Origin of the sequence: Streptococcus sp. SG1 (assembly GCF_030439935.1) — a bacterium.
Lineage (GTDB): Bacteria > Bacillota > Bacilli > Lactobacillales > Streptococcaceae > Streptococcus > Streptococcus gordonii.
This window is the reverse complement of the sequence record NZ_JAQFJC010000002.1, coordinates 118490-144002: the sequence shown is the minus strand read 5'-3', so window position 1 is coordinate 144002 and position 25513 is coordinate 118490. Positions and strand designations below refer to the sequence as shown.

26 protein-coding genes are annotated in these 25513 nt (G+C 42.4%); 24 read left to right on the top strand and 2 right to left on the bottom strand.

Annotated features, from left to right (window positions below; translation table 11 throughout):
• Positions 1-9 precede the first annotated feature (9 nt).
• Complete coding sequence (pyk, locus tag PCY06_RS02205) at positions 10-1515, top strand: pyruvate kinase (protein ID WP_045635229.1); 1506 nt, start codon at positions 10-12, stop codon at positions 1513-1515.
• A gap of 89 nt (positions 1516-1604) precedes the next feature.
• Positions 1605-2162 carry a signal peptidase I gene (lepB, locus tag PCY06_RS02200; protein ID WP_082307583.1) on the top strand — a complete coding sequence of 186 codons (558 nt, stop codon included), beginning with the start codon at positions 1605-1607 and terminating at the stop codon, positions 2160-2162.
• A 101-nt stretch (positions 2163-2263) separates the two neighbouring features.
• Here the strand turns inward: lepB and PCY06_RS02195 are convergent, their stop codons facing one another.
• Complete coding sequence (locus PCY06_RS02195; protein WP_082307584.1) at positions 2264-3451, bottom strand: cation diffusion facilitator family transporter; 1188 nt, start codon at positions 3449-3451, stop codon at positions 2264-2266.
• A gap of 202 nt (positions 3452-3653) precedes the next feature.
• Between PCY06_RS02195 and pcrA the strand changes: the two genes are divergently transcribed.
• From pcrA to PCY06_RS02100, 19 genes are all read left to right on the top strand, one after another.
• Entirely contained in the window at positions 3654-5942 is a 2289-nt protein-coding gene (pcrA, locus tag PCY06_RS02190) for a DNA helicase PcrA (RefSeq protein ID WP_082307585.1), read from the top strand.
• Positions 5939-6337: an NUDIX pyrophosphatase gene (locus tag PCY06_RS02185; RefSeq protein WP_045635234.1), complete on the top strand. Its 399-nt coding sequence runs from the start codon at positions 5939-5941 to the stop codon at positions 6335-6337. Before pcrA ends, PCY06_RS02185 begins: the two co-directional genes overlap by 4 nt.
• Positions 6338-6435: 98 nt before the next feature.
• Positions 6436-7716: an O-acetylhomoserine aminocarboxypropyltransferase/cysteine synthase family protein gene (locus PCY06_RS02180; protein ID WP_061595938.1), complete on the top strand. Its 1281-nt coding sequence runs from the start codon at positions 6436-6438 to the stop codon at positions 7714-7716.
• A gap of 36 nt (positions 7717-7752) precedes the next feature.
• Positions 7753-8169, top strand: coding sequence for a GNAT family N-acetyltransferase (locus tag PCY06_RS02175; protein ID WP_082307586.1), 417 nt, complete (start codon positions 7753-7755; stop codon positions 8167-8169).
• 328 nt (positions 8170-8497) lie between these two features.
• Entirely contained in the window at positions 8498-9109 is a 612-nt protein-coding gene (locus PCY06_RS02170; RefSeq protein ID WP_105165138.1) for a TetR/AcrR family transcriptional regulator, read from the top strand.
• Between the two features lie 18 nt (positions 9110-9127).
• Entirely contained in the window at positions 9128-10894 is a 1767-nt protein-coding gene (locus tag PCY06_RS02165) for an ABC transporter ATP-binding protein (RefSeq protein WP_082307587.1), read from the top strand.
• Positions 10887-12632, top strand: a complete 1746-nt coding sequence (locus PCY06_RS02160; protein ID WP_125369538.1) for an ABC transporter ATP-binding protein — start codon at positions 10887-10889, stop codon at positions 12630-12632. The genes PCY06_RS02165 and PCY06_RS02160 overlap by 8 nt, the downstream gene beginning before the upstream one ends.
• A gap of 135 nt (positions 12633-12767) precedes the next feature.
• On the top strand, positions 12768-13898 hold the full coding sequence (gene hemW, locus PCY06_RS02155; RefSeq protein WP_082307589.1) for a radical SAM family heme chaperone HemW: 1131 nt from the start codon (positions 12768-12770) through the stop codon (positions 13896-13898).
• A gap of 3 nt (positions 13899-13901) precedes the next feature.
• Positions 13902-14642, top strand: coding sequence for an acyl-[acyl-carrier-protein] thioesterase (locus tag PCY06_RS02150; protein ID WP_048775732.1), 741 nt, complete (start codon positions 13902-13904; stop codon positions 14640-14642).
• Positions 14643-14653: 11 nt separating this feature from the next.
• Positions 14654-15424 (top strand): TIGR01457 family HAD-type hydrolase, encoded by a 771-nt coding sequence (locus tag PCY06_RS02145; RefSeq protein WP_082307590.1) that lies wholly within the window; start codon positions 14654-14656, stop codon positions 15422-15424.
• Positions 15417-16037, top strand: coding sequence for a TIGR01906 family membrane protein (locus tag PCY06_RS02140; protein ID WP_082307591.1), 621 nt, complete (start codon positions 15417-15419; stop codon positions 16035-16037). Before PCY06_RS02145 ends, PCY06_RS02140 begins: the two co-directional genes overlap by 8 nt.
• A gap of 23 nt (positions 16038-16060) precedes the next feature.
• A complete protein-coding gene (locus PCY06_RS02135; protein ID WP_082307592.1) occupies positions 16061-17017 on the top strand; it encodes a CPBP family intramembrane glutamic endopeptidase in 957 nt (318 codons plus the stop codon).
• A gap of 106 nt (positions 17018-17123) precedes the next feature.
• Complete coding sequence (locus tag PCY06_RS02130) at positions 17124-17813, top strand: hypothetical protein (RefSeq protein WP_082307593.1); 690 nt, start codon at positions 17124-17126, stop codon at positions 17811-17813.
• A 123-nt stretch (positions 17814-17936) separates the two neighbouring features.
• Positions 17937-18209, top strand: a complete 273-nt coding sequence (gene rpsP, locus PCY06_RS02125; RefSeq protein ID WP_008809260.1) for a 30S ribosomal protein S16 — start codon at positions 17937-17939, stop codon at positions 18207-18209.
• Positions 18210-18227: 18 nt separating this feature from the next.
• Positions 18228-18467, top strand: a complete 240-nt coding sequence (locus PCY06_RS02120) for a KH domain-containing protein (RefSeq protein WP_008809259.1) — start codon at positions 18228-18230, stop codon at positions 18465-18467.
• A 347-nt stretch (positions 18468-18814) separates the two neighbouring features.
• The gene (locus tag PCY06_RS02115; RefSeq protein WP_061596894.1) at positions 18815-19366 is read left to right on the top strand and encodes a putative immunity protein; all 552 of its coding nucleotides are present in this window, start codon (positions 18815-18817) and stop codon (positions 19364-19366) included.
• The gene (locus PCY06_RS02110) at positions 19363-20712 is read left to right on the top strand and encodes a TrkH family potassium uptake protein (protein WP_012000707.1); all 1350 of its coding nucleotides are present in this window, start codon (positions 19363-19365) and stop codon (positions 20710-20712) included. The genes PCY06_RS02115 and PCY06_RS02110 overlap by 4 nt, the downstream gene beginning before the upstream one ends.
• Positions 20713-20722: 10 nt before the next feature.
• Positions 20723-21388: a TrkA family potassium uptake protein gene (locus PCY06_RS02105; protein ID WP_061596895.1), complete on the top strand. Its 666-nt coding sequence runs from the start codon at positions 20723-20725 to the stop codon at positions 21386-21388.
• A 166-nt stretch (positions 21389-21554) separates the two neighbouring features.
• Positions 21555-22109, top strand: coding sequence for a GNAT family N-acetyltransferase (locus PCY06_RS02100; protein WP_008809255.1), 555 nt, complete (start codon positions 21555-21557; stop codon positions 22107-22109).
• Between the two features lie 253 nt (positions 22110-22362).
• Here PCY06_RS02100 and PCY06_RS02095 read toward each other — a convergent pair whose 3' ends face one another.
• A complete protein-coding gene (locus PCY06_RS02095) occupies positions 22363-22821 on the bottom strand; it encodes a hypothetical protein (protein WP_045503390.1) in 459 nt (152 codons plus the stop codon).
• 198 nt (positions 22822-23019) lie between these two features.
• Here PCY06_RS02095 and rimM point away from each other — a divergent pair, with 198 nt between their 5' ends.
• The 3 genes from rimM to PCY06_RS02080 all read left to right on the top strand — a co-directional run bounded on the left by rimM (position 23020) and on the right by PCY06_RS02080 (position 25508).
• Positions 23020-23538: a ribosome maturation factor RimM gene (gene rimM, locus PCY06_RS02090; RefSeq protein ID WP_045503387.1), complete on the top strand. Its 519-nt coding sequence runs from the start codon at positions 23020-23022 to the stop codon at positions 23536-23538.
• Positions 23528-24259, top strand: a complete 732-nt coding sequence (gene trmD / locus PCY06_RS02085; protein WP_082307594.1) for a tRNA (guanosine(37)-N1)-methyltransferase TrmD — start codon at positions 23528-23530, stop codon at positions 24257-24259. Before rimM ends, trmD begins: the two co-directional genes overlap by 11 nt.
• Positions 24260-24575: 316 nt before the next feature.
• On the top strand, positions 24576-25508 hold the full coding sequence (locus PCY06_RS02080; RefSeq protein WP_045503381.1) for a zinc ABC transporter substrate-binding protein: 933 nt from the start codon (positions 24576-24578) through the stop codon (positions 25506-25508).
• Positions 25509-25513: the final 5 nt, after the last annotated feature.

Below are 25513 nucleotides of genomic sequence, written 5' to 3'. Positions count from 1 at the left end.
CATAAGATCATGAACAAACGCGTAAAAATTGTTGCAACATTAGGTCCTGCGGTTGAAATCCGTGGTGGTAAAAAATTCGGTGAAGACGGATACTGGGGTGAAAAACTTGACGTTGAAGCTTCAGCTCAAAATATTGCTAAATTGATTGAAGCAGGAGCAAACACTTTCCGTTTCAACTTCTCACACGGTGACCACCAAGAACAAGGTGAGCGTATGGCGACTGTTAAACTTGCTGAAGAAATTGCTGGACAAAAAGTTGGTTTCCTTCTTGACACAAAAGGACCTGAAATCCGTACAGAATTGTTTGAAGGTGACGCAAAAGAATATTCATACAAAACTGGTGAAAAAATCCGTGTTGCAACTAAACAAGGAATCAAATCAACTCGCGAAGTGATTGCTTTGAACGTTGCTGGTGCCCTTGACATCTACGATGATGTCGAAGTTGGTCACCAAGTTTTGGTTGACGATGGTAAACTTGGTCTTCGTGTTTTCGCAAAAGACGATGCAACTCGTGAATTTGAAGTAGTCGTTGAAAATGACGGTATCATTGCTAAGCAGAAAGGTGTAAACATCCCAAACACTAAAATTCCTTTCCCAGCACTTGCTGAGCGCGACAATGCTGATATCCGCTTCGGTCTTGAGCAAGGAATCAACTTCATCGCGATTTCATTCGTACGTACTGCAAAAGACGTCGACGAAGTTCGTGCAATCTGTGAAGAAACTGGTAATGGTCACGTTCAATTGTTCGCTAAAATCGAAAACCAACAAGGTATCGACAACTTGGATGAAATCATTGAAGCGGCTGACGGTATCATGATTGCTCGTGGTGACATGGGTATTGAAGTACCATTTGAAATGGTTCCAGTTTACCAAAAAATGATCATCACTAAAGTGAATGCTGCAGGTAAAGTTGTTATCACAGCTACAAACATGCTTGAAACAATGACTGAAAAACCACGTGCAACTCGTTCAGAAGTTTCAGACGTATTTAACGCTGTTATCGACGGAACTGATGCAACAATGCTTTCAGGTGAGTCTGCAAATGGTAAATACCCACTTGAGTCAGTAACTACAATGGCTACAATCGACAAGAACGCTCAAACTCTTCTTAACGAATACGGACGTTTGAACTCAGATTCATTTGAACGTAACTCTAAAACAGAAGTTATGGCTTCAGCAGTTAAAGATGCTACTAACTCAATGGATATCAAATTGGTTGTAACACTTACTAAGACTGGACACACAGCCCGCTTGATCTCTAAATACCGTCCAAATGCTGATATCTTGGCATTGACATTTGACGAATTAACAGAGCGTGGATTGATGTTGAACTGGGGTGTTATCCCGATGTTGACAGACACTCCATCATCAACTGATGACATGTTTGAAATTGCTGAACGTAAAGCAGTTGAAGCAGGTCTTGTACAATCTGGTGATGATATCGTTATCGTTGCTGGTGTACCAGTTGGAGAAGCTGTTCGTACAAATACAATGCGCATTCGTACAGTTCGCTAAACAAATATATAAAACCAATGATTCTCTTGTAATCATTGGCTTTTTTTATTCTGTAAAAAATGGTATAATAGGGTGAAAAAGGAGAGATGATGGTTAAGAGAGATTTGATTCGCAATTTGCTGATCCTTGTGATAGCAATTTTCATTTTTGTTGCCTTGCGTCTATTAGTTTTTACTCCCTATACAATAAAATCACAAGATTCAAACCGCTATCTTACTGAGAATGATTTTGTTTTAGCGATTAGAGGAGAAAAGATTCAGAGGGAAGATTTTGTTCTTTACGAAGTAGATGGTAAGGAATATGTAGGACGAGTGATTGCCAAAGGAAATGATTCATTCATCTATATGGATGACGTCCTATATCTGAATAATAAGATTAAAACTGAGAATTACTTATCTAGTATAAAGGAAAAATACCTGGCAACACCTGGTAACTCAGGTTATTTTACGCATGACTTTAGCTTGCAGACGCTGACTGATTCAAAAACTCGTAAGATTCCGAAGGATTCCTACTTGATATTAAATGATAATCGACAGAATACAAGAGATAGTCGAGAGTTTGGTCTAATTTCAAGCAAGCAGATTCAGGGAGTCATTTCATTCAGAATTTCCCCATTAAAGAAGTTTGGTTTTATTGAGAATAAGTAGAAAACAAAAAAGAAGAGGCTTAGGCCTCTTCTTTTTGGGTATTTAGGTCTTATCCAAGTCAACCTGAGTTAAAGCCTAGGATTATGTCACTTAGGAAATCTTTAATCTCCTTTTCTGGTTTCTTGGTGGAAGATATTTTGCCAGTTTTCATGACGTCTCCAGATGCTTGTGTGAAGAACGTCGCCAATTTGATAACGGATAAGTTTGGTTTTGTGGCTGATAGAAATCAGTTCAAAATTTTTGATCTTTTTTTCTGAGGATTTTTCAGCCTGGAATTCAGCCTTATTTAGCTGACGGCCATCTTGGGAAATGTAGAAAAATTCTTCAGAAAGTAAATTGTCTAACTGACTTCCTTGGTCAACTAGTTGTTCACGCATTAGGAGTTTTTTATAGACATTATCGAGAATTTCATCTTCTGGTATGGGAGCGGGTTCAATGTGAATATCAATATCGAAAATGCCAAATCGTTCCATTAACATCTCTTCAACTTGATCAGCAATTTCGTGACTTTCATAGACGGAAAGGTCTGGGTTCATTTCAAGAATAATATCTAGATAGATATTGCTACCATAAGTGCGACCTCGCTGGGACTTAACTTGTGTGATTTTAGGAATTTCAAGGATGGCTTGCTTATAATCTTGCAAGAGGCTTTCATCGAATCCATCAGAAAGACTGAAGGAGGATTCCATAAAAATATCATAAGCAGTTTTTAAGATGAAGAAAGTAATAATAATGGCTACCAGCTGGTCAACTAGGGGATAGTTCAAGGCGCTCGCTATAATAGCAATTGAAGTACCAAGGGAAGTGATAGCATCTGATAAATTATCTTTTGCTGCTGCTTCTAGGGCTTTAGAGTTGGCTCTTTTTGCAAGTTTTTTATTAAAGAGATAAACCCCAGTCATGATGATGGCTGAAATAAAACCTACGATTGCACCTAGAGGATCGATGGCTGTGACTTGTTTGGAAATAATCTTTTGAACGGTTTCAAATAAGACGTCCAGTCCAACAAAAAACATGATCAGGGAAGTGACTAGGCTTGCCAGGTCTTCAATCTTCCAGTGACCAAACTTATGGTCCATATCAGCTGGTTTTCGAGCCATTCGCAGACCAATAAGAACTGCAATATTAGCGACGATGTCAGAAATGTTATTGAAACCATCAGCAGTCAAACTAGAAGAATGGAGCATAGAGCCTGCAATCAGCTTAGCAGTAGAAAGAAGAATATAGGTGACAATAGCTAGTAAGGCACCCTGTTCTGCCAGTTTGAGGTTTTTTGAGGGATTGTTCATGCTTACTCCTTTCAGATAGTACATTATAGCCTTTTTTTGATTTTTTTTCAAATAAACATTGGTAGGAGGAGCTTATATATAGAGAGCTAGGAGAATGTTGCAACTTTCTTGCTTATTTCTCTTTTTATTCTGCTGACTTTGTACACCCTTCGGAGGTATTTTTTGGTATAATAGTGACATTGACTTTGAAAGAGGAAGAAAAATGCATCCTTTATTAAACGGTATGAATGACCGTCAGGCTGAGGCGGTTCAAACAACAGAAGGGCCTTTGCTGATAATGGCGGGGGCTGGTTCGGGTAAGACCCGTGTCCTGACTCATCGTATTGCCTATTTGATTGATGAAAAGATGGTTAATCCTTGGAATATCCTTGCTATTACCTTTACCAATAAGGCGGCGAGGGAGATGAGAGAAAGGGCTGAAAAACTTAAAACGGAGGCCCAAGATTGCTTAATCGCTACTTTCCACTCCATGTGTGTGCGAATCCTGCGGCGAGAAGCAGATCATATTGGCTACAACCGCAACTTCACCATCGTTGATCCAGGTGAGCAGCGGACTTTGATGAAGCGAATTCTTAAAAATCTCAATCTGGACCCTAAAAAGTGGAATGAGCGCGCCATTCTGGGGACTATTTCCAATGCTAAGAATGACCTGATTGATGAGGTGGCCTATGCAAATCTAGCTGGTGATATGTATACAGAGATTGTGGCCAAGTGTTACACGGCCTATCAAAAGGAATTACGCCAGTCTGAGGCCATGGACTTTGATGATTTGATTATGCTGACCCTGCGCCTTTTTGATCAAAATCCTGATGTCTTGACCTACTACCAGCAACGCTACCAGTATATCCATGTGGACGAATATCAAGATACCAACCATGCCCAGTACCAGCTGGTCAAGCTCTTGGCTTCCCGCTTTAAGAATATCTGTGTGGTCGGAGACGCTGACCAGTCTATCTACGGCTGGCGGGGAGCCGATATGCAGAATATCCTGGACTTTGAAAAGGATTATCCGGAAGCTAAGGTAGTCCTGCTTGAGGAAAATTATCGCTCTACTAAGACCATCCTTCAAGCGGCTAATGAAGTCATCCGAAACAACCGCAACCGCCGTCCCAAAAATCTCTGGACTCAAAATGAAGACGGTGAGGAAATTGTCTACTATCGGGCCAATGACGAGCAGGATGAAGCTCTCTTTGTCGCTCGTACTATTGATCAGCTGAGCCGAGAAGGTTACAGTCATAAGGATTTTGCAGTTCTTTACCGGACCAATGCCCAGTCACGGACGGTGGAAGAAGCCCTGCTCAAGTCCAATATTCCCTATACCATGGTCGGTGGAACCAAGTTCTACAGCCGTAAGGAAATCCGCGATGTTATTTCTTATCTCAATCTCATCGCCAATCCTAGCGATAATATCAGCTATGAGCGCGTGGTCAATGAGCCTAAGCGTGGTGTTGGACCAGGAACGGTGGAGAAAATTCGAGATTTTGCGTCCAGTCAGGAAATCTCTTTACTGGATGCATCGGCCAATATCCTGCTGTCGCCAGTCAAGGGTAAGGCTGCTCAGGCGGTCTATGATTTTGCCAATATGCTTCTGGATTTACGGGAGCGCTTGGATGATTATACAGTGACGGAGCTGGTAGAGGCTGTGTTGGAAAAGACAGGATATGCTGCAGCCTTGGCTGCTCAGGCAACGCTGGAAAGCCAAGCACGGATTGAAAATATCGAAGAATTCCTGTCTGTAACCAAGAACTTTGATGAAAGTCCAGATAATCCTGCTGAGGAGTCTGGCCTGGATAAGCTTAGCCGTTTTCTCAATGACTTAGCCTTGATTGCAGACACAGATGACGGAGATACAGAGAGTTCCGAAGTGACTCTGATGACCCTTCACGCGGCCAAGGGATTGGAATTTCCAGTCGTCTTTCTGATTGGTATGGAGGAAAATGTCTTCCCTCTGAGCCGAGCATCTGAAGATGAGGATGAGCTGGAAGAGGAGCGGCGTCTGGCCTATGTCGGTATCACCCGAGCAGAGAAGATGCTCTATCTGACCAATGCCAATTCCCGTATGCTTTATGGTAAAACCAACTATAATCAACCTACTCGCTTTTTGAGAGAAATCAGCTCAGACCTGCTAGACTATCAGGGACTGGCTCGACCAGCAAACAGCCCCTTTAAGGTCAGTTATATCAATAGCGATACTACCAAATTCGGTCAGGGCATGAGTCTGGCCCAGGCTCTGCAAGAGCGAAAGCGTCAGGCGGCACCAAGTTCGATTTCTACAGGCAGTCTGCCTTTTGGAAAGAGCGGTCAGAACCGGCCATCTAAGCCAGAAGTTGCTTGGGCTATCGGAGATATTGCCCATCATAAGAAATGGGGAGATGGGACAGTTTTAGCAGTCTCTGGTAGCGGAAACAGTCAAGAGCTTAAGATTAATTTCCCAGAAGTCGGTCTGAAGAAAGTGCTGGCCAGCATAGCACCGATTGAGAAAAAATCATGATGAAACAGTCGATTGAAGCCTGGATCTTTCATACAGAGGATCGAGAAATCTTGCTCTTGAAAGTTGAGGATGAGACAGTTTCATTTTGGCAGCCTATTACTGGTGGGATTGAGAGTGGTGAGAGCCCAGAAGAGGCCTGCCTTCGTGAAATAAAAGAAGAAACCGGCTTGCTCTTAGCTTGTTCAAATCTGACTAGTCTTGGAGATTTTACGGTAAAGATTGATGAAAATCTGACCATCCACAAAGATCTCTTTCTAGTTCTGACAGAGCAGAAGGACATCCAGATTTCTGATGAGCATGTGGGATCTCAGTGGGTAGCTTTAGACAAAGTTTCGTCGCAGTTGTACTGGCCCAGCAATCAGGCGACTTTTGAGATGATATCTGAGAAGCTATAAGATATAGCTTCTCTTTATTTCTTTTGATAAGGAAATTCTATTAGTCAAGCGGGGCGTTTAGTGGTAGACTTATCACATAACTATAGTGAGGTGACCTTATGACACGTGAATTTAAATTTGAAACCCTGCAACTTCATGCCGGACAGACAGTTGACCCGACAACCAAGTCACGGGCTCTGCCTATTTACCAGACAACTTCCTATGTGTTTGATGATACTCAGGAGGGAGAAGATCTTTTTGCCCTACGTAAGCCGGGCAATATCTACACTCGGATTACCAATCCGACCCTGTCTGCTTTTGAGGAACGGATTGCGGCTTTGGAAGGTGGAGTCGGAGCTCTAGCAACAGCTTCTGGTATGGCAGCTGTTACCTACACCATTCTAGCTTTGGCCCATGCTGGCGACCACGTAGTAGCAGCCTCTACCATCTACGGTGGTACCTTTAATCTGCTCAAAGAAACCCTGCCTCGCTATGGCATTACCACGACTTTTGTTGATATTGAAAATCTGGCTGAAGTAGAAGCAGCTATTCAGGACAATACCAAGTTGGTTCTGATTGAAAGCTTGGGCAATCCGCTGATTAATATCCCGGATTTTGATGCTTTGGCAGAGTTGGTCCATTCCCACAAGATTCCGCTGATTTCCGACAATACCTTTGCTACACCATATCTGATCAATGTCTTTTCTCACGGAGTGGACATTGCAGTCCATTCTGCGACCAAGTTTATCGGTGGTCACGGAACCAGCATTGGCGGTGTGATTGTGGACAGCGGTCGTTTTGACTGGGAAGCTTCTGGCAAGTTTCCGCAGTTCGTGGACCCGGACCCGAGCTATCATGATATCAGTTATACGCGCGATGTCGGAGCAGCAGCCTTTGTTACTGCTGTGCGGACCCAGCTCTTGCGCGATACGGGCGCAGCCATGTCTCCCTTCAATGCCTTTCTCTTCCTGCAGGGGTTGGAAACTCTCTCTTTGCGTGTAGAGCGCCATGTGTCCAATGCTGAGAAGATTGTGGAATTCTTAGCAGGGCATCCTAAGGTCGAGCAGGTCAATTATCCCAAACTTGCTGACAGTCCATATCATGCTTTGGCAGAAAAATATTTCCCTAAAGGCGTGGGCTCTATCTTCACCTTTAATGTCAAAGGCGGAGAGAAAGAAGCTCGTAAGGTTATTGACAGCCTAGAGATTTTCTCTGACTTGGCCAATGTAGCAGATGCTAAGTCCTTGGTTGTCCATCCAGCTACGACAACTCACGGTCAGATGTCGCCAGATGCTCAGCTGGCAGCAGGCATTACACCAAATCAAATCCGTCTCTCTATCGGCTTGGAAAATGTGGATGACTTGATTGAAGATCTCAAGCTAGCCTTGGAACAATTATAAGATTAGAGAAATTATAGTTTGAAGGAGGTGTTTGGTGTGATCCGTTATGTTTTTAATCCGAAGCTGGATTTTGTGGCAGTGCTAGATCTCTATGCTTCGGTTGGTTGGAGCAATTACACTAATCGACCTCAGCAGTTAGAGCAGGCCTTCCATCAGTCCTTGTTTGTCATGGTGGCCTATGATGAAGATAAGTTGGTTGGTTTGATTCGAGCGGTCGGAGATGGGCTTACCATTGTCTTTATTCAGGATTTGCTGGTGTGTCCACACTATCAGCGTCAGGGGATTGGCCGGAGTCTTCTTGAGCAGACGCTGGTACGATTTAAGGATGTTTACCAAATCCAGCTGGCAACGGAGCAGTCAGACAAAAATCTAGCTTTTTATAGAGAGCTCGGCTTTCGCCGACAGGAAGATTTCGACTGTACTGGCATGATTTATGCACCTAATAAAAAATGAAATTCTAGAGAGAGTGGGACAGAAATCGGTAATTCGTTAGAATTCGATTTCGTCGTCCCACCTCCGCACAGTTGAGTAGGGCTGTAAAAGCTGATGAAATCGGCGTAGTAGAGCCCACTCAACCACTGCGTCTTGCTCGACAATCCAAAGACAATTTAGAGGCTAGGACTTTTGTCTCAGCCTCTTTTGTCATGTTTACAAGAGGAAAAGGAATAGTACTGGACCGACAAAAATATTTCTCGGTCTCTTTTGTTTTTCCTTGACAGTTAAATTGTCAGAATTTATAATAAAAGAAGAAAGGTGATAACGGTGTTATCGAATTAAAATCATGAAAAAAGAAACAGATGAGTTAAACGAAAAAATCTTGGAAAGCGCAAGGAGTGAGTTCTTGACTTATGGCTATCAGGATGCTTCACTTCGGAGAATTTGTCGCGCTGCTGGCTTGACGACTGGTGCTCTTTATAAGCGCTATGAGAGTAAGGACACTCTCTTTGCTACCCTGCTTGAGCCTACTCTGATAGCCTTAGACCAGTATGGACAAGAGCAGAAGCGACGTGACTATGCTTTCCTAGAAGAGGGACATCTGTCTGATATGTGGGACCATCGCTTGGAAGATCTCCAGTCCCTGATGCGGATTCTCTATGAGCATAAGGATATTATGCAGCTCTTGCTCTTTAAATCTCAGGGTTCTTCGCAAGCGGACTTCAGGACGCGTCTGCCTCATTTGGCTTCAGACGAGACTTATCGCTATTTGGAGCTGGCTTACAAAGAGGAGAGAATTAATCATTTGGTCAAATACGAGTTTCTGCAATCGTGCATGACAGCTTATTATACAGCTGTATTTGAGCCTTTGGCGCAAGACTGGCCCCAAGAGCAGGCGCTGGAATTTTGCCATTCCATCATGGACTTGTTTGACTGGGGAGGTTTGCTAGGTTTTTGATAGAAAGAAGGAAATCCTATGAAGAAAAAATCTACTCTTGCTTGGATCTGGGACTTTGTCTCCCTTCATAAGATATATTTTGTGCTCAGTCTGATCTTTGCTTTTGCCTCTGTGCTTTCAGGATTTCTGCCTTATTTCTTTATTGGCGGGATGATTAATCAGCTCTTGGCTGGCAATAAAAACTGGAATTTCTACTTGCAGCAGTCAGCTTGGGCAGGTCTGGCCTGGATTGGCTACTGGGGATTTCACGGTATCTCCACCATGCTGTCGCATACGGCTACTTTTAAGATTCTAGCGGAAATGCGGCGCCGCCTGACAGACAAGCTAGCTAGGCTGCCTCTAGGTATAGTGCTTAGTCAGTCATCAGGCAGTTATAAGAACATTATCGTTGAGCGGGTGGATGCGACCGAAACGACCTTGGCTCACCTGATTCCAGAGTTTACTGCTGGAATTTTTGGTCCGATTATTGTCCTCATTGCCATGCTGGTCATCGATTGGCGGCTGACCTTGCTGTCTCTCCTGACAATTCCTATTGTGGCATTTGCTTATATACGGATGGCTACCAATAGCGAAGCGGACTATCAAAATACTCTGGTCAAGACCAAAAAACTCAATGATACAGCGGTGGAATACATCAATGGGATTGAGGTCATCAAGGTCTTTGGCAAGGAAAAATTTTCATACGATAAGTTTGTGACGGCTGCTAGAGAAGGAGCAGACTGCTTTATTGAGTGGATGCGTAAGTTCAATCTGGAGATGGGCATTGTGACTGCTTTTCTGCCATCAGGCTTGCTCTTTCTGCTTCCGGCTGGCTGTTATTTCTATCTGCAAGGTAGCTTGACTGCTGGCAATTTCATTTTGATGATTATTCTTTCGCTCAGTCTTCTAACTCCTTTGATTTTAGTGGCTAGCTATATGGACGATTTACGGAAAATCGGCACTATTTTTGGTCAAATCATTGATATTTTGGAAAGGCCTGATTTGAAAAGGCCTCAGGAGCTGAGAGAACTTCCAAAAGGAAGGGATCTGGTCATGACGGATGTCAGCTTTGGCTATACGGATGAAGAGGAAGTGCTGCACGGTATTTCGCTAGATATTAAGGCTGGCAGCATCAATGCTTTAGTTGGGCCATCAGGCTCAGGTAAGTCTACAATTGCCAAGCTTCTAGCTTCATTCTGGGATGTCAGTTCTGGTCAGATTACCTATGGTGGCTTGGATATTCGTCAGCTTCCGCTAGACTATTACAGTCGGCAGATTGCTTACGTGACCCAGGATAACTATCTCTTTGATGAGACTATTATGGAAAATATCCGGATGGGAAATCCAGCAGCTTCTGATGAAGAGGTCATCGAGATTGCCCGTCGCTGTGGCTGTTATGACTTTATCATGAACTTGGAAGATGGTTTTGAAACTCAGGTAGGCTCTGGTGGTGGTCATCTATCTGGTGGGGAGCGTCAGCGGATTGCCATCGCCCGTGCCATGCTTAAGGATGCGCCGATTCTTATCTTAGATGAAGCGACTGCTTATACAGATCCGGAAAATGAAGCACGGATTCAGTCCAGTCTAGCTCGTTTGATTGAGGGACGGACCTTGATTGTCATTGCCCACAGGCTGTCTACGATTATGAGTGCAGACCATATAATCCTGGTCAATGATGGTCGGATTGAAGCTAGAGGTCGGCATGAAGAATTGCTGAAAGCAAGTCCGCTTTATGCTTCCATGTGGCAAGCCCATATAGCTACTAGGGGTAGTGATGAGATGGAAGGAGGGCTGACTCATGCTTAATATACTGAAGAAATTCTTTGATTTCTGTACGGCAGAGGACCGTAGGAAATTTTATCAATCCATTTATCTGGGCATCATCAAGTCTTTTATCATCGCTCTGCGAATTCCAGCAATCGGCCTAGTCGTTATGGGACTGATTGAGAAGAATCTCTCTATGCAGACCTTCTGGCTGGCTCTGGCTATCATGCTGGTATCCACTGTACTAAATGTCTGGATTACCCTGAAAATTACCATGCTTCAGACGGAAGCGGGCTATCATACCTGTGCTCAGAAGCGGATTGAAATTGCCGAGCACATGCGCTATCTGCCCATGGGTTACTTTAATCAAAATAGTTTGGGCAAGATTACCAGTGTTACGACTAATACGCTGGAAGGACTATCTGATGTAGCTACGCGAGTGGTTATGATGACTGTGCAGGGCTTTCTGACGACTGGGCTCATAACCGTTTTGGTCTTTCTCTATGACTGGCGGGTTGGTCTGGTTCTCTTGGTGGGTCTCGTCCTCTTTCTCCTGCCCAATACCCTCATGCGTTGGCAAGTTAGCAAGGTTTCTGATGACAAGTATCAGGCGGATATGGACCTGGTAGCCGTTGTTTTAGAGTACAGCCAAGGGATTGCTGAAGTTAAGAACTACAATCTGGTCAACCGTTCTGCCAAGAAGCTGTTCAAGGCTATTGAAGGCAAGAGTCAGCTAGATACCAAAATGACACTAGTGACTTCACCTTACATTGCCCTCCAAGGCATAGTGACCAAGCTGACCGGTCTCTTTATGGGGCTTTTCTCTATCTACTTTTATCTCAATGGCAGTATGGAGCTGCTGGTAGCCATTATGATGATTGTCAGTGGTTTTATGATTTATGAAAATCTGGACGGCGTTGGGTCTTTCTCTTCTCTCCTGCGTATTGTTGATCTGTCGGTTGATATGGTCAATCAAGTCTTAGCTATCCAGCCGATGGACATCAGCGGTCAGGATATTGATCCTAAGAGCAGCCGGATTGAGCTGAGAGACGTTAGCTTTTCTTATGGAAATAAGAAAATCATTGACCGGGTTTCCCTCGCCATTCCAGAAAAAACGACAACTGCCCTGGTTGGACCTTCTGGATCAGGCAAAACAACGCTCTGCAACCTCATTGCCCGCTTCTGGGATGTGGATCAGGGAAGTATTAGTCTAGACGGGCATGATGTTAGGGAATACAGCTATGACAGCCTGATTCGTAATTTCAGCTTTGTCTTCCAAAGCGTCTATCTCTTTGAGGATACCATTGCCAATAACATTCGTTTTGGCAAGCCGGAGGCCAGTCAGGAAGAAGTAATAGAGGCTGCTAAGAAAGCCGCCTGTCATGACTTTATTCTCTCGCTGCCTGATGGCTATAATACCAAGATTGGTGAAGGAGGTGCCAGTCTTTCTGGAGGTGAGCGTCAGCGTATTTCCATCGCTCGGGCTATTATCAAGGATGCGCCTATTATCATTCTGGATGAAGCAACAGCCAATGTTGACCCAGAAAACGAAGAAGCCCTCATGCAGGCTATTCAGGCACTGACTTGCGATAAGACCATTATCATGATTGCCCACCGACTCAAGACGGTTGAGCATGCAGACCAGATTTTGGTGCTAGATCAAGGCCGCATTGTCGAACAAGGCAAACACCAAGACTTACTGGCCAAACAAGGTATCTACAGCAAATTTATCCAAGAAAGAAAAACAGCCGCCAGCTGGCGGATAGATACGGAAAGTTAAAGAATTATCTTAGCTAACAGGAAATTCACATCGTAATTAGAAAAGTAGCAAACTATTTGTTTGCTACTTTTCTAATACCTAATATAAGATAACTTTCTCACTTGACTGTCTATAATATATGGTATAATAAGTACTATGCAAACCAAACCAACCTCTGCTTATGTACACATTCCTTTTTGTACTCAGATTTGTTATTACTGCGATTTTTCCAAGGTTTTTATCAAAAATCAGCCGGTGGATAGTTATCTAGAGCATTTGATCGAGGAGTATGATTCTTACGACATCAAAAAGCTCCGTACCCTCTATATCGGTGGCGGAACTCCGACCGCTCTATCTGCTCCTCAATTGGCTTTTTTACTGGAAAGGCTGACGGATAAGCTTGACTTGTCTTATCTAGAAGAGCTGACTATTGAAGCCAATCCTGGGGACTTGGATCAGGAGAAGATTGCTGTACTTAAAGGCTCGCCTGTCAATCGGGTTTCGTTGGGCGTACAGACCTTCAATGACCGCATGCTCAAGCAGATTGGCCGCAGTCACTCGGAAAGGGACATCTATGAGAATATTGCCAATCTCAAAAAAGCTGGTTTTGACAATATCTCGATCGATTTGATTTATGCCCTGCCCAAGCAGACTATGGAAGATGTGAAAATCAATGTTGCCAAGGCTATTGCCTTGGACATTCCCCACATGAGTTTGTACAGCTTGATTCTGGAAAATCATACGGTTTTTATGAATCGGATGCGGCGTGGGAAGTTGCCTCTGCCCAAGGAAGACTTGGAAGCGGAGATGTTTGACTACATTATATCTGAGCTGGAAAAGGCTGGTTTTGATCATTATGAGATTTCTAATTTTTCCAAACCAGGCTTTGAGAGCCGCCACAACCTCATGTACTGGGACAATGCGGAATATTATGGTATTGGAGCGGGAGCGTCTGGCTATGTCGATGGTGTTCGCTATAAAAACCACGGGCCAATTCGTCATTATCTGCAGGCGGTGGAAGCGGGCAATCCCCGTGTGCAGGAAGAAGTGCTGACACTGAATGAAAAGATGGAAGAAGAGATGTTTCTCGGACTGCGTAAGAAGTCGGGGGTATCTAAAAAGCGCTTTGAGGAAAAATTCGGTCTCTCCTTTGAAGATCAGTACGGAGCTGTTGTGGCTGAACTGACTGAGCAGGGCTTGCTAGTGCCTGACAGAGACATCGTTCGTATGACCAAGAAAGGTCTCTTTTTGGGAGATACGGTTGCTGAGAAATTTATATTGGAGTAAATCATGGGCTTAACTTATCAAATGAAAATGAAAATTCCTTTTGATATGGCGGATATGAATGGCCATATCAAGCTACCGGATGTCATCCTGTTATCCTTACAGGTATCAGGCATGCAGTCGATTGAGCTCGGCGTCAGCGACAAGGACATGCTGGAGCAGTATAATCTAGTCTGGATTATTACGGACTACGATATTGATGTGACACGACTGCCGCGATTTGCAGAGGAGATCACTATTGAGACAGAAGCCTTGACTTACAATCGGCTCTTTTGCTACCGTCGCTTCACGATTTTTGATGAAGCGGGCGAAGCTATTATCCAGATGATGGCAACCTTTGTCCTCATGGATCGGGATAGCCGCAAGGTTCACGCTGTTGATCCTGAGATTGTCGCTCCTTACCAGTCTGATTTTTCCAAGAAATTACTGCGCGGTCCTAAGTATCCAGCTTTGGAGAATCCTGTCAGCAAGGACTACCATGTGCGCTTTTACGACTTGGATATGAATGGGCATGTCAATAATAGCAAGTATCTGGACTGGATCTTTGAGGTTATGGGGGCGGACTTCCTTATGAAGTATATTCCTAAGAAAATCAATCTCAAGTACGTCAAGGAAGTTCGACCAGGTGGTATGATCGCTTCTAACTACGACCTGGAAGGTTTACAGAGCAATCACCAGATTTCCAGTGAAGGTGAAGTGAATGCTCAGGCTTTGGTTACCTGGCAAGAGTTTAATCAGGAAAGTTAGGAAGAGTAGAAATGACTTATAAAGGATATTTGATTGATTTAGACGGTACGATTTATAAGGGCAAGAGCCGAATTCCGGCTGGTGAAGCCTTTGTGCATGAATTGCAGAAACGCGGTATTCCCTATCTTTTTGTGACCAATAATACTACACGCACGCCAGAAATGGTTCAAACCATGTTAGCTGAGAATTTCAACATTGAGACACCACTTGATACCATTTACACAGCAACTCTGGCTACCATTGACTATATGCAGGAGAAAAATCTGGGCAAGAAAGTCTATGTTATCGGAGATGTCGGGCTTAAACATGCCATTGAAGAAGCTGGCTATATAGAAGATACAGAAAATCCTGACTATGTAGTAGTGGGGTTGGATTGGGAAGTGGACTATGAGAAGCTAACAATAGCGACGTTGGCCATTCAAAAGGGTGCTCACTTTATCGGAACCAATCCTGATCTCAATATTCCGACTGAGCGAGGACTGCAGCCAGGAGCGGGTGCTATCAATGCCCTCTTGGAAGCCGCTACTCGGGTTGAGCCAACCTTTATCGGCAAGCCAAATGCCATTATCATGGAAAAAGCCATAGAGCATCTAGGACTGGCGCGTGAAGAAGTGGTCATGGTGGGTGATAACTATCTGACAGATATTCGAGCGGGAATCGATAACGGCATTCCGACCCTCTTAGTTACAACAGGATTTACACTGCCAGAAGAGGTGCCAAATCTGCCGATCCAACCGACATATGTCTTGTCTAGCCTAGCGGAGTGGGACTTCGATGCGTGATAAGGTAAGATTTTCAGCCAGCGTCTTGTGCTTGCTGGCAACAGCTATCATGTTAACCATTTATCTGGCTTGGCTCTTATACCCAATAGAGATTTCTTATTTCAACCTGCCAGATAAAGTATATTTAAAATCAGAGACCATTCAGTATAATTTTAATATTTTGATGAATTACCTGACCAATCCTTTTAGTCAAAAATTGGCGATGCCGGATTTCCGTTCGTCGGCAGCAGGTCTGCATCATTTTCAGGCAGTCAAGTATCTTTTTCACTTGGCGCAAGCTATTTTTCTAATAACTCTGCCTGCTTTGTTTTTCTTTATCAAAAAAGTAGTCAAAAAGGGATTTTTAGGTCTCTACAGACGGGCTTTTCTAATGATTAGTCTTTTGCCACTTGTTCTAACAGGACTGGTCTTCATGATTGGTTTTAACAATTTTTTTACGCTCTTTCATCAAGTTCTTTTTGTTGGTGATAGCACCTGGTTGTTTGATCCTGCCAAGGATCCAGTCATTTGGATTCTACCTGAAGAATTTTTCATGCACGCTTTTATTCTTTTTGCTTTGCTTTATGAGGGAATTTTTTCGACCTTGTATTTCCTGAGCAGAAAGGTTAAATGACTAACTTAATTAAGGAAATATTTATGACAAGTAAAACTAATCAAGAAATCCGCAAGGATGTTGCTCGTTTTTCAGGCTTGTGTCTCTTGTATACTTTAGCTATGTCCGCAGTCGTGACTCTTTATTCAATTGTTACCCTGATGATTTTTATTTATCAGCATAGAGGGGGAGATTTGCAAGCAGCAAAGGAAGCTGCATCACAATTTCTAGCAAATGATGGGGGTATGTATCTTTGTGCGGTACCAGTTGGCCTCTTGATTTTCTGGTTATATCGTAAGAAGCAACTTTTTAGCACTGATCTTAAATATAAAAAAAGATCAATGACATCCAAAGCATTTCTTATTCTGACTAGCTTGCTTTTACTTGCCCAGACATTTTTTAACTTGTTTAGTCAGGTATTTGAATCCTTTTTGAACATTTTTGGCCTCTCATTAATGTCTTCAGTTGAGGCTGCTTCTGCAGATTCGACAACCTGGACGATGTTTTTATACAGTGCTATTGTCGGTCCTATATCAGAAGAGTTGATTTTCCGAGTAGCAGGACTAAGGACTTTTGAAAAATATGGAAAAGTATTTGCCATCAGTTTCTCTTCCCTTTTATTTGGAATTTTCCACGGGAATTTACCTCAGATCATTTTCGCTACCTTTGTTGGTTTTATTTTCTCTTACGTTACTCTAGAATACTCAGTATTTTGGGCCATTGGACTTCACATCTTCAACAATCTTGTCCTTGGAGATGGTTTAGCATTGCTTTATAGCTACTTACCGGGAGTTTTAGTTGGACTTGTGCACGTTATCTTACTCTATGGTGGAAGTGGTCTAGCCCTTTATTTCCTTTACAGTCTTCGCAAAGAGATTTCAGCCTATATAGAAATAAATAAACCTGAGATCGGAAGCTTTCGTTCAGCTTTTATGTCTGTCTGGTTTTGGCTCTTTACGATTTTCATGATTGGAAATGCAATATATATGCTATTTCTTTAATAGTCTGAGAAGGCCTTCTGGGAAATCCAAACCCTGACAATTTTATGGTCTGAGTTGTTGCATAGGAGCGAGTTGGAGTTTCATAGTAGATTCGAAGGAGTGAAATATGAACGAGAGAGTAGCTGAACTCCTAAAAGCAATTTTGATTGCTTTTGCGGTTTTTCTAACTATTGGACTTTTGATACTTTTTTCAACTTTTAATCCCTTAACTTTTAATCTTTTTAAGGCATCCCCTAGCGATATAAGGGAAGGTAATACAAAAATCGAAAAAATTTTCACTTCTCTAGGTTTGAAGCCAGAAAAAGTCGAATCTGATGGAAGCTATCGTTATGAAGGTGGAGGACTTACATTTACTGTTCATTTTTCAGAAGAAATGATTCAGCGTCACCCGGCTCTAAAAGAAAGTCCCAAACGAACAAACAACCGAATTGAGGTATATGTTGTACAGCTAGAGGATATTTCTTATGCTGAGGTCGGGGAAAATTTATTGAATACTGGTTTATATCAGTTTTTAGAAGAAAAAGGTAGGGACTACTATAAAGAGATTGGGAAAGATCAGTCTATAAATTTCTCAATTTTACAATGGAACAATCAGGAAAGACTAAAAAAAAGGATTGAATATTATGAGAAGGCTTTGACCTTGGTTGATATTCAGGACAATTCAGCCATAAGGCACATTGATACGATCACTGTAAAACCCGGTAAAGAATCTCAAATGAAACAATTGATTCGTGAAATGGATGAAGCTGGGTTATTCACTCAAACTCTGGAAAAGAATGATGCAGTTTCCCAGTGAAACAAAAATCAATCCTGTCAAGTTTTTTTCTTGACACCTTCATAAAACTATGGTAAGATAATTTCTGTCAGTAAATAGCTTTGTTATTTACTAAAATATAAAACAGAAAAGAGAAATTTAAAAATGGCAGTTAAAATCCGTTTGACTCGTATGGGTTCTAAAAAGAAACCTTACTACCGTATCAACGTAGCAGACTCACGTTCACCACGTGATGGACGTTTTATTGAAACAGTTGGAACTTACAACCCACTTGTTGCTGAAAACCAAGTGACTTTGAAAGAAGACCGTGTACTTGCATGGTTGGAAAATGGTGCGCAACCATCTGATACAGTTCGCAACATCCTTTCAAAAGAAGGCGTATTGAAGAAATTCCACGATTCAAAATACTCTAAATAATAGAATTGTAGGTTGATTATGGACACGATTGAAAATCTAATTATTGCAATAGTGAAACCTTTGATTTCACAACCAGATGCCTTAACTATCCGAATCGAAGATACTCCAGAGTTTATGGAATATCATCTCGATCTTGATCAAACTGACGTTGGACGTGTTATCGGTCGTAAAGGTCGTACTATCTCTGCCATAAGAACGATTGTCTACTCTGTCCCAACCGAAGATAAAAAAGTTCGCATCGTCATTGATGAGAAATAAGAAGTAGCGGGACCATGTGTCCCGTTTTTTCTATTTCTCTTAGCGAACTGAGTGCCTAGCACGCAAGTGAGGTTAGAGAAATAGATGCAGTTCGAGCTCCGCGAGAACTACGCTCCTTATTATCATTAATGAACCAAGCCGTTAGGCGTAGTTGAATTTAGGGCCATTGATGCAGTTTGAGCTTCGCGAGAACTACGTTCCTTAATTTTCTTGCCGAAACAAGTTATTAGGCGCAGTTGAGTTTAGGACCATTGATACAGTTCGAGCTCTCCGAGAGCTGGGTACTCCATTTAAGAGAAGAACGAAATGCAGGGGCGAGTTTAGAAAAATTCGAAACTGTAGGACATATGAAGCCAGAAGATTATGCTTGGAACGCTCATGAGCGTACGTGTTATGAGAATAGCCAAGTGATTTTACCGAGTCCTTACAAGCTGAAAATCCTAGATGATGGTGAGAAGAGATTGGAATTGGAGCTTGTCTTGGAACAGCTTCCTCAGGGGCAACTGGCTCGATGGGCTATGAAAATGGCGTCAAGCTTTATACCTCTGATTGATGCGGAAGATGAGTCTGAAAAGCAGAAGATTTTGACTCAGGTAAGTGAGGTTTTTAAAGCTCGACTTGATGGGAGGGCATCTGCCTATGAACTAAGGACGGCTGGTTTCTTGGCTAACAAACTGTCGCAGCAAGCCCAATCACAAATCGGTAAATATGCTGCGCGTGTCTTTGCCCAAGCAGTCGCAACAGGCCACATGCGGGGCCATGCTATTGTCGCAGAGGATTATGCCATCAAAGTCAGAAACTTGCAGAGTCCGGATGATTTGCAACTGGCTGCCAAGGAAAGAGAAGGGCAGATAGAGCTAGCCTCTGCTTTTATTAGATCAGGAAAGGAAACTTTATGAAGCATTTATTTTCACGCTTATCACCAGCGCAAAAGATTATCTTGTCTTTTCTTCTGGTGATATTCTGTGGCTCCTTGCTACTCAGTCTGCCTTGGGTGCAGACGGCTAGTTCCCAAGCAGGCTATCTGGATCATCTTTTTACTGCTGTCTCGATGGTCTGTGTGACAGGGCTTTTTACTCGATCGGTCGTGGATACATACAATGTCTGGGGTCAGCTCCTTTGTATGTTGCTGATTCAGATTGGTGGTTTGGGCATCCTGACTTTTATCGGATTTTTCACCATGGAAAGTCGGAAAAAGCTCAGCCTCAAGGATCGTCGTATTCTGCGGGATAGTTTTAGTTATGGTCACAATCGTACCTTAGGTCAATTTGTCCGTTCGATTTTTATCACGACTTTTACTATCGAAGGACTGGGTGCGCTCCTTCTCATGATTCGCTTCATTCCCAAGTTTGGTCTGAGAAAAGGGATTTTTAATTCTATCTTTTTAGCTGTTTCTGCATTTTGTAATGCGGGCTTTGATAATTTTGGTAATGATAGCCTACTAGGCTTGCAGACAGATGTTTTGGTCAATATCACCTTGGCTCTCCTCATCATTACTGGAGGACTGGGCTTTATGGTCTGGTTTGACTTGGCGACTAAATTGGGAGGAAAACAGAAGGGGCTGCACTTTCATACTAAGGTAGTCTTGCTGCTGACTGCTGGTCTCCTCGTTTTTGGGACGGTCACGAGTCTCTGGACAGAGTACAATAATCCTGGAACGATTGGCAATCTTTCCTTTGGCAATAAGCTACTGGTTAGCTTTTTCCAGACAGTCAGTATGAGGACAGCTGGGTTTGCTTCCATAGATTATACGGCTGCTCGTCCAGTAACACTGTTTATCTATCTGCTTCAGATGTTTCTAGGAGGGGCTCCGGGTGGTACAGCGGGCGGTCTGAAAATTACGACCTTCTTAGTTCTTTTGCTTTTTGCCCGAAAGGAAATTCTGGGCTTGCCTCATACCAATATGGGGCGGAGAACGCTGTCTCCTCAGCTAGTGCAGAAGGCTTTTGGTGTGACAGTGATTTTTCAGCTGACATTTCTGCTTGGTCTTTTGGCTCTTGGGCTAGTGACCGATAGCAGTCATCGTTTTATTTACCTGATATTTGAGACTGTGTCGGCATTGGCTACAGTTGGTGTCACGGCCAATATCACTACCAGCCTCAATACAGCTGGTATGATTGTGATTATGTTGCTAATGTTTATTGGACGGGTGGGGCCGCTGACGCTTATGGTCAGTCTTAACCATTATCAACCGAAGAATGCTGCAACCTTGCATTACAGCAAGGCGGACATTATGATTGGATAGGAGAAAAGAAATGGCAAATCAAACAGTTGGAATCCTCGGCTTGGGGATTTTTGGACAGAGTATCATTGAGGCCTTGATTTCTCAAGATGTAGAAATCATTGCGATTGATAATCACGAAGAGACAATCAATCAGTATGAAGACATTATTGCCGTTGGTGTGATCGGGGACATTACTGATATGGAGCTTTTAGAGGCGGCAGACGTTGGGGCGTGTGATACGGTCGTCGTAGCGACGGGAGAAAGTCTGGAATCCAGCGTTCTAGCGGTCATGCACTGCAAAGCATTGGGTGTAAAAAATGTCATTGCTAAGGTCAAGGATGAAGTAACTCAGCAGGTGTTGGAAAAGGTGGGAGCTGATCTGGTTATTCTGCCTGAAGTGGAGGCTGGTATTTCATTGGCCAAGACCATTATCTTTAATCATTCGATTGAGGTTTTCCAGCTGGATGATGATGTAGTGGTGGCTGAGTTTGAACTGCCTGCTAGCTGGGTCGGGAAAACGGTCCGTGAAGTAGATGCTCGCAGGCTTTATCATCTTAATATTATCGGCTACCGTCTGAAAAAACATCAGCCTTTGGAAAGCCAGTTTACTCCAGACTTTGTTTGGCAAGAAGGTGTCAGCATTATGGCTGTGACTGATAACCAGCATTTGGATAATTTACGTGAAATAGTGAAGTAGCAGCTAGAATAAGTCCTCTTCGCTGGGAGTCCAACCGATTCTAACTAGGCATTCGGCACCTTTCTATTATATGAAGAAAAAATCGATACATAGGAGCTCTTTCAGGGCTCTTTTTTGAAACCAGTTGTAAAATTTGTTATACTACCACAAGAAAAGGAGTGATTTTATGAGCTTAACCAGCCAGATCATTACAGCAGATTTTCCAGATTTGGATAAGGTAGAAGCCTTGAATAATGAAGCTTTTCCAGAAGAGGAAAGGATACCGCTCAGTGAATTTTTACGATATGAGGAACAGGAAGATGCTAATTTTTTCGCCTTTTATCATGAAAAGGAATTTGTTGGTTTTGCCTTTGCCATCTCCAACGCGCAAGCCTTTTATGTTAGTTTCTTTGCGATTATGCCCCACCTGCGCAGCCATGGCTATGGCGGTGAAATCATCGAAAAGCTGGTCAATTTCTATCAGCGAACCATGATTTTAGAAATCGAGCGCTTAGATGAGCCGTGTGATAATATTGAACAGCGTCAAGCTCGCTGGGATTTCTATCACAGCAAGGGTTTCCGCTCGTCGAATGCATTTCTAGAATATGACGATCTTAGTTTTGAAATTCTTTATCGAGGGGATTCTTTTGACGAAGAAGCCTACCGAGACATTTTCCACCGACTTCAGGAGGAGAATTATTTCGACTTTGAAATCAAACATAGACGTTTCAGCGATTATTAAAAGGAAGTTCTCAGGAGCTCAATTGAGATTTGGATCAATAAAAGATTGCTTTGTTTTTACTATTAGGTATTTTACCTTGTAAATAAGATGCCCACTCCTCATCTCAGCAGACCCTCCTTCTTATATTTTTTCCATTACCTTAGCATAGATTTTTAGGAAAAACAAGATTTACAGTAATATGATACATTTTTAGGAATAGAAAATGACCGAGATAGAAACTCGGCCAATGAGTAAGCATTGTTTTAGGAATTTATCACCCTAGGATTTGTGCGACCGCATCTCGAACCTCCTGAACAGTTGCGGATTTGCTATGGTCACTAGTATCAAACTCAATGAAATTGCCATCAGCATCAACAGTTCCACCTACAGGCCCTTCGGATCCGTCCACAGATGTTCCGATGGCTGGTGGCAAACTTTTATCCGCATCATCAGTATCAATAACTATGATGCGAGTATTGGACTCGAGATCATCTATCATTGGAAGAGACGATGCGGAGGTCATGTTCTGACTAGCATAGTATTCTAGAAAAGCCTTGATGGTTGGATTGTCAATTTGAGCAATTTTTTCATCAAGGGCTAAGAGATTTCTAGTTTCCCTCGTTTCATTTTCCATTGCTTGGCCTTTTTTGACCTGTGTCAAAGCAGTCAGACTGGCGGCTGTTGTGGCTAGAATAGCAGTAGAGAGCAGGAGTTTACTTAACTTTTTTCCCATAGTCGTCACCAACTTCTTTCTAGTTTTGCGTAAACACACTCGGGTGTTTATAGTGTTAAAGCTCTATATGTATAATTATACGTTAAACAGCAATTTTAATCAAATAAATATAGGGAAGGAAATTCCCCTTTATCTCCCTTGTACATTCCCCTATATCATGATAAAATACTAGGCAGAGTATAATATGTTGGAGTCGAGATGAATTATTTTAATGTTGGAAAAATCGTCAATACGCAAGGTCTACAAGGTGAGATGCGGGTTTTGTCAGTGACGGATTTTGCAGAAGAGCGTTTTAAAAAAGGCAACACCCTTGCCCTGTTTGACAAGAAAGATCAATTTGTCATGGATGTAGAGATTGCCAGTCATCGCAAGGTCAAAAACTTTGATATTATTAAGTTCAAGGGGATGTACCACATCAATGACATTGAAAAATTTCGTGATTTTAGCCTGAAAGTGGCTGAAGAAAATTTATCGGATCTAGAAGATGGAGAGTTTTACTACCATGAAATCATCGGACTTGAAGTTTATGAAAATGATGTTCTTCTTGGTACGATTAAGGAGATTCTGCAGCCAGGAGCTAATGATGTCTGGGTGGTCAAACGCAAAGGCAAGCGCGATTTGCTTTTGCCTTACATTCCGCCAGTGGTGCTGGGAATCAACATCGAGCAAGGTCGAGTTGATGTAGAGATACCGGAAGGATTGGACGATGAAAATTGATATTTTGACTCTCTTTCCGGAGATGTTTGCGCCCTTGGAGCACTCTATCGTAGGAAAAGCGCGAGAAAAAGGCCTCTTAGAAATCAATTATCATAACTTCCGAGAAAATGCAGAGAAGTCTCGCCACGTAGACGATGAGCCTTATGGCGGTGGTCAAGGCATGTTGCTACGAGCTCAACCCATTTTTGATGCTTATGATGCTATCGAAAAGAAGCAACCGCGAGTGATTTTACTGGATCCTGCTGGTCGGACTTTTGACCAAGCCTATGCTGAGGAGCTGGCTAAGGAAGAGGAACTCATCTTCATTTGTGGTCATTACGAAGGCTATGATGAGCGAATTAAGACGCTAGTTACAGATGAAATCTCACTTGGGGACTATGTTCTTACTGGTGGAGAATTAGCAGCTATGACCATGATTGATGCTACAGTTCGCCTGATTCCAGAGGTTATTGGCAAGGAAGCCAGTCATACAGATGACAGTTTTTCGTCTGGGCTCTTGGAGTATCCTCAGTACACTCGGCCCTATGAATATCGAGGGATGGTTGTGCCGGAAGTGTTGATGAGTGGGCATCATGAAAATATCCGCAAGTGGCGTCTCTATGAAAGTCTAAAAAAGACTTATCTAAGACGGCCTGATCTCTTGGAAGATTATAATTTCACAGAAGAAGAAACAGCATTTTTGGATCAAATAAAAGAATCTTTAGAAAGAGAAAATCTTTAAGAATAGTTTAAGATGCCTATTCTATACTGTAACCATCAAATAAAAACTCCTAATTTTATTTGATAGTATCCTAATCTTTTTCATAATAATCTCCCCAAAAGTCACCATCGGTGGCTTTTTTTGTTTTCATAAGGTTTCTGAGAAAAGACGAATATCTTTAAAAATATGAAAAAAATACTTGACAGGATAGTCCAAAAGGCGTAATATGTTAACTGGTTAATAAACCAGTTAAGAAAAAAGCTGTTTTTAAGACATGTTTTAGTGTTTTAGAAATAGCTGTTCATTTGACTAATTATTGAACTGGTTAAGGAGTTTTATGAAAATTAAAAGAATACTTCGTTTAATAGCTCTTGTGATAGTAGGGTTCTCACTTGTAGCTTGTACAAAAAAGGAATCGAGTCCACCTCAGAGCCGTAAGGGGCTCAAAATTGTTACAAGTTTTTATCCTATCTATTCTATGGTGAAGGAAGTCTCGGGTGACTTGAATGATGTCCGAATGATCCAATCAAGTTCTGGGATTCATGAATTCGAACCATCTGCCAGTGATGTGGCAGCTATTTATGACGCTGATATTTTTGTTTACCACTCAAGAACGTTAGAATCTTGGGCGGGTAGTCTGGATCCAAGTCTTGAAAAGTCTAAGGTTCAAGTGGTTGAAGCTAGTGAAGGTATGCAGTTAGAAAAGGTAGCTGGCCTAGAAGATGTTTCTGCTGATAAGGGAATTGATGAAAAGACTCTTTATGATCCTCATACTTGGTTAGATCCTGACAAAGTAGCTGAAGAGGCACAATTAATTGCTCGACACTTATCTAAGTTAGACAGTAAAAATGCTACAAAATATGAGAAAAATGCGTCGAAATTTGCTGAAAAGGCTAAAGAACTGAGTAAGAAGTATCAAGGAGTTTTTAATGGAATTAAGAATAAGACTTTTGTTACGCAACATACAGCTTTTTCTTATCTGGCCAAGCGTTTTGGTTTGAAGCAGCTTGGGATTTCTGGTATTTCTCCTGACCAAGAGCCCAGTCCAAGACAATTAACTGAAATTCAAGATTTTATTAAGACTTATCAAGTAAAGACCATTTTTGTAGAAAGCAATGCTTCTTCTAAATTGGCTGAAACCCTCAAGAAGGCGACAGGGGTTAATCTCAAGGTATTAAATCCTTTGGAAGCCGACCCTGAAAATGATAAGTCCTATCTGGAGAATTTGGAAGATAACTTTAAAATATTAGCTAAAGAATTAAAAAATTGAGGTTT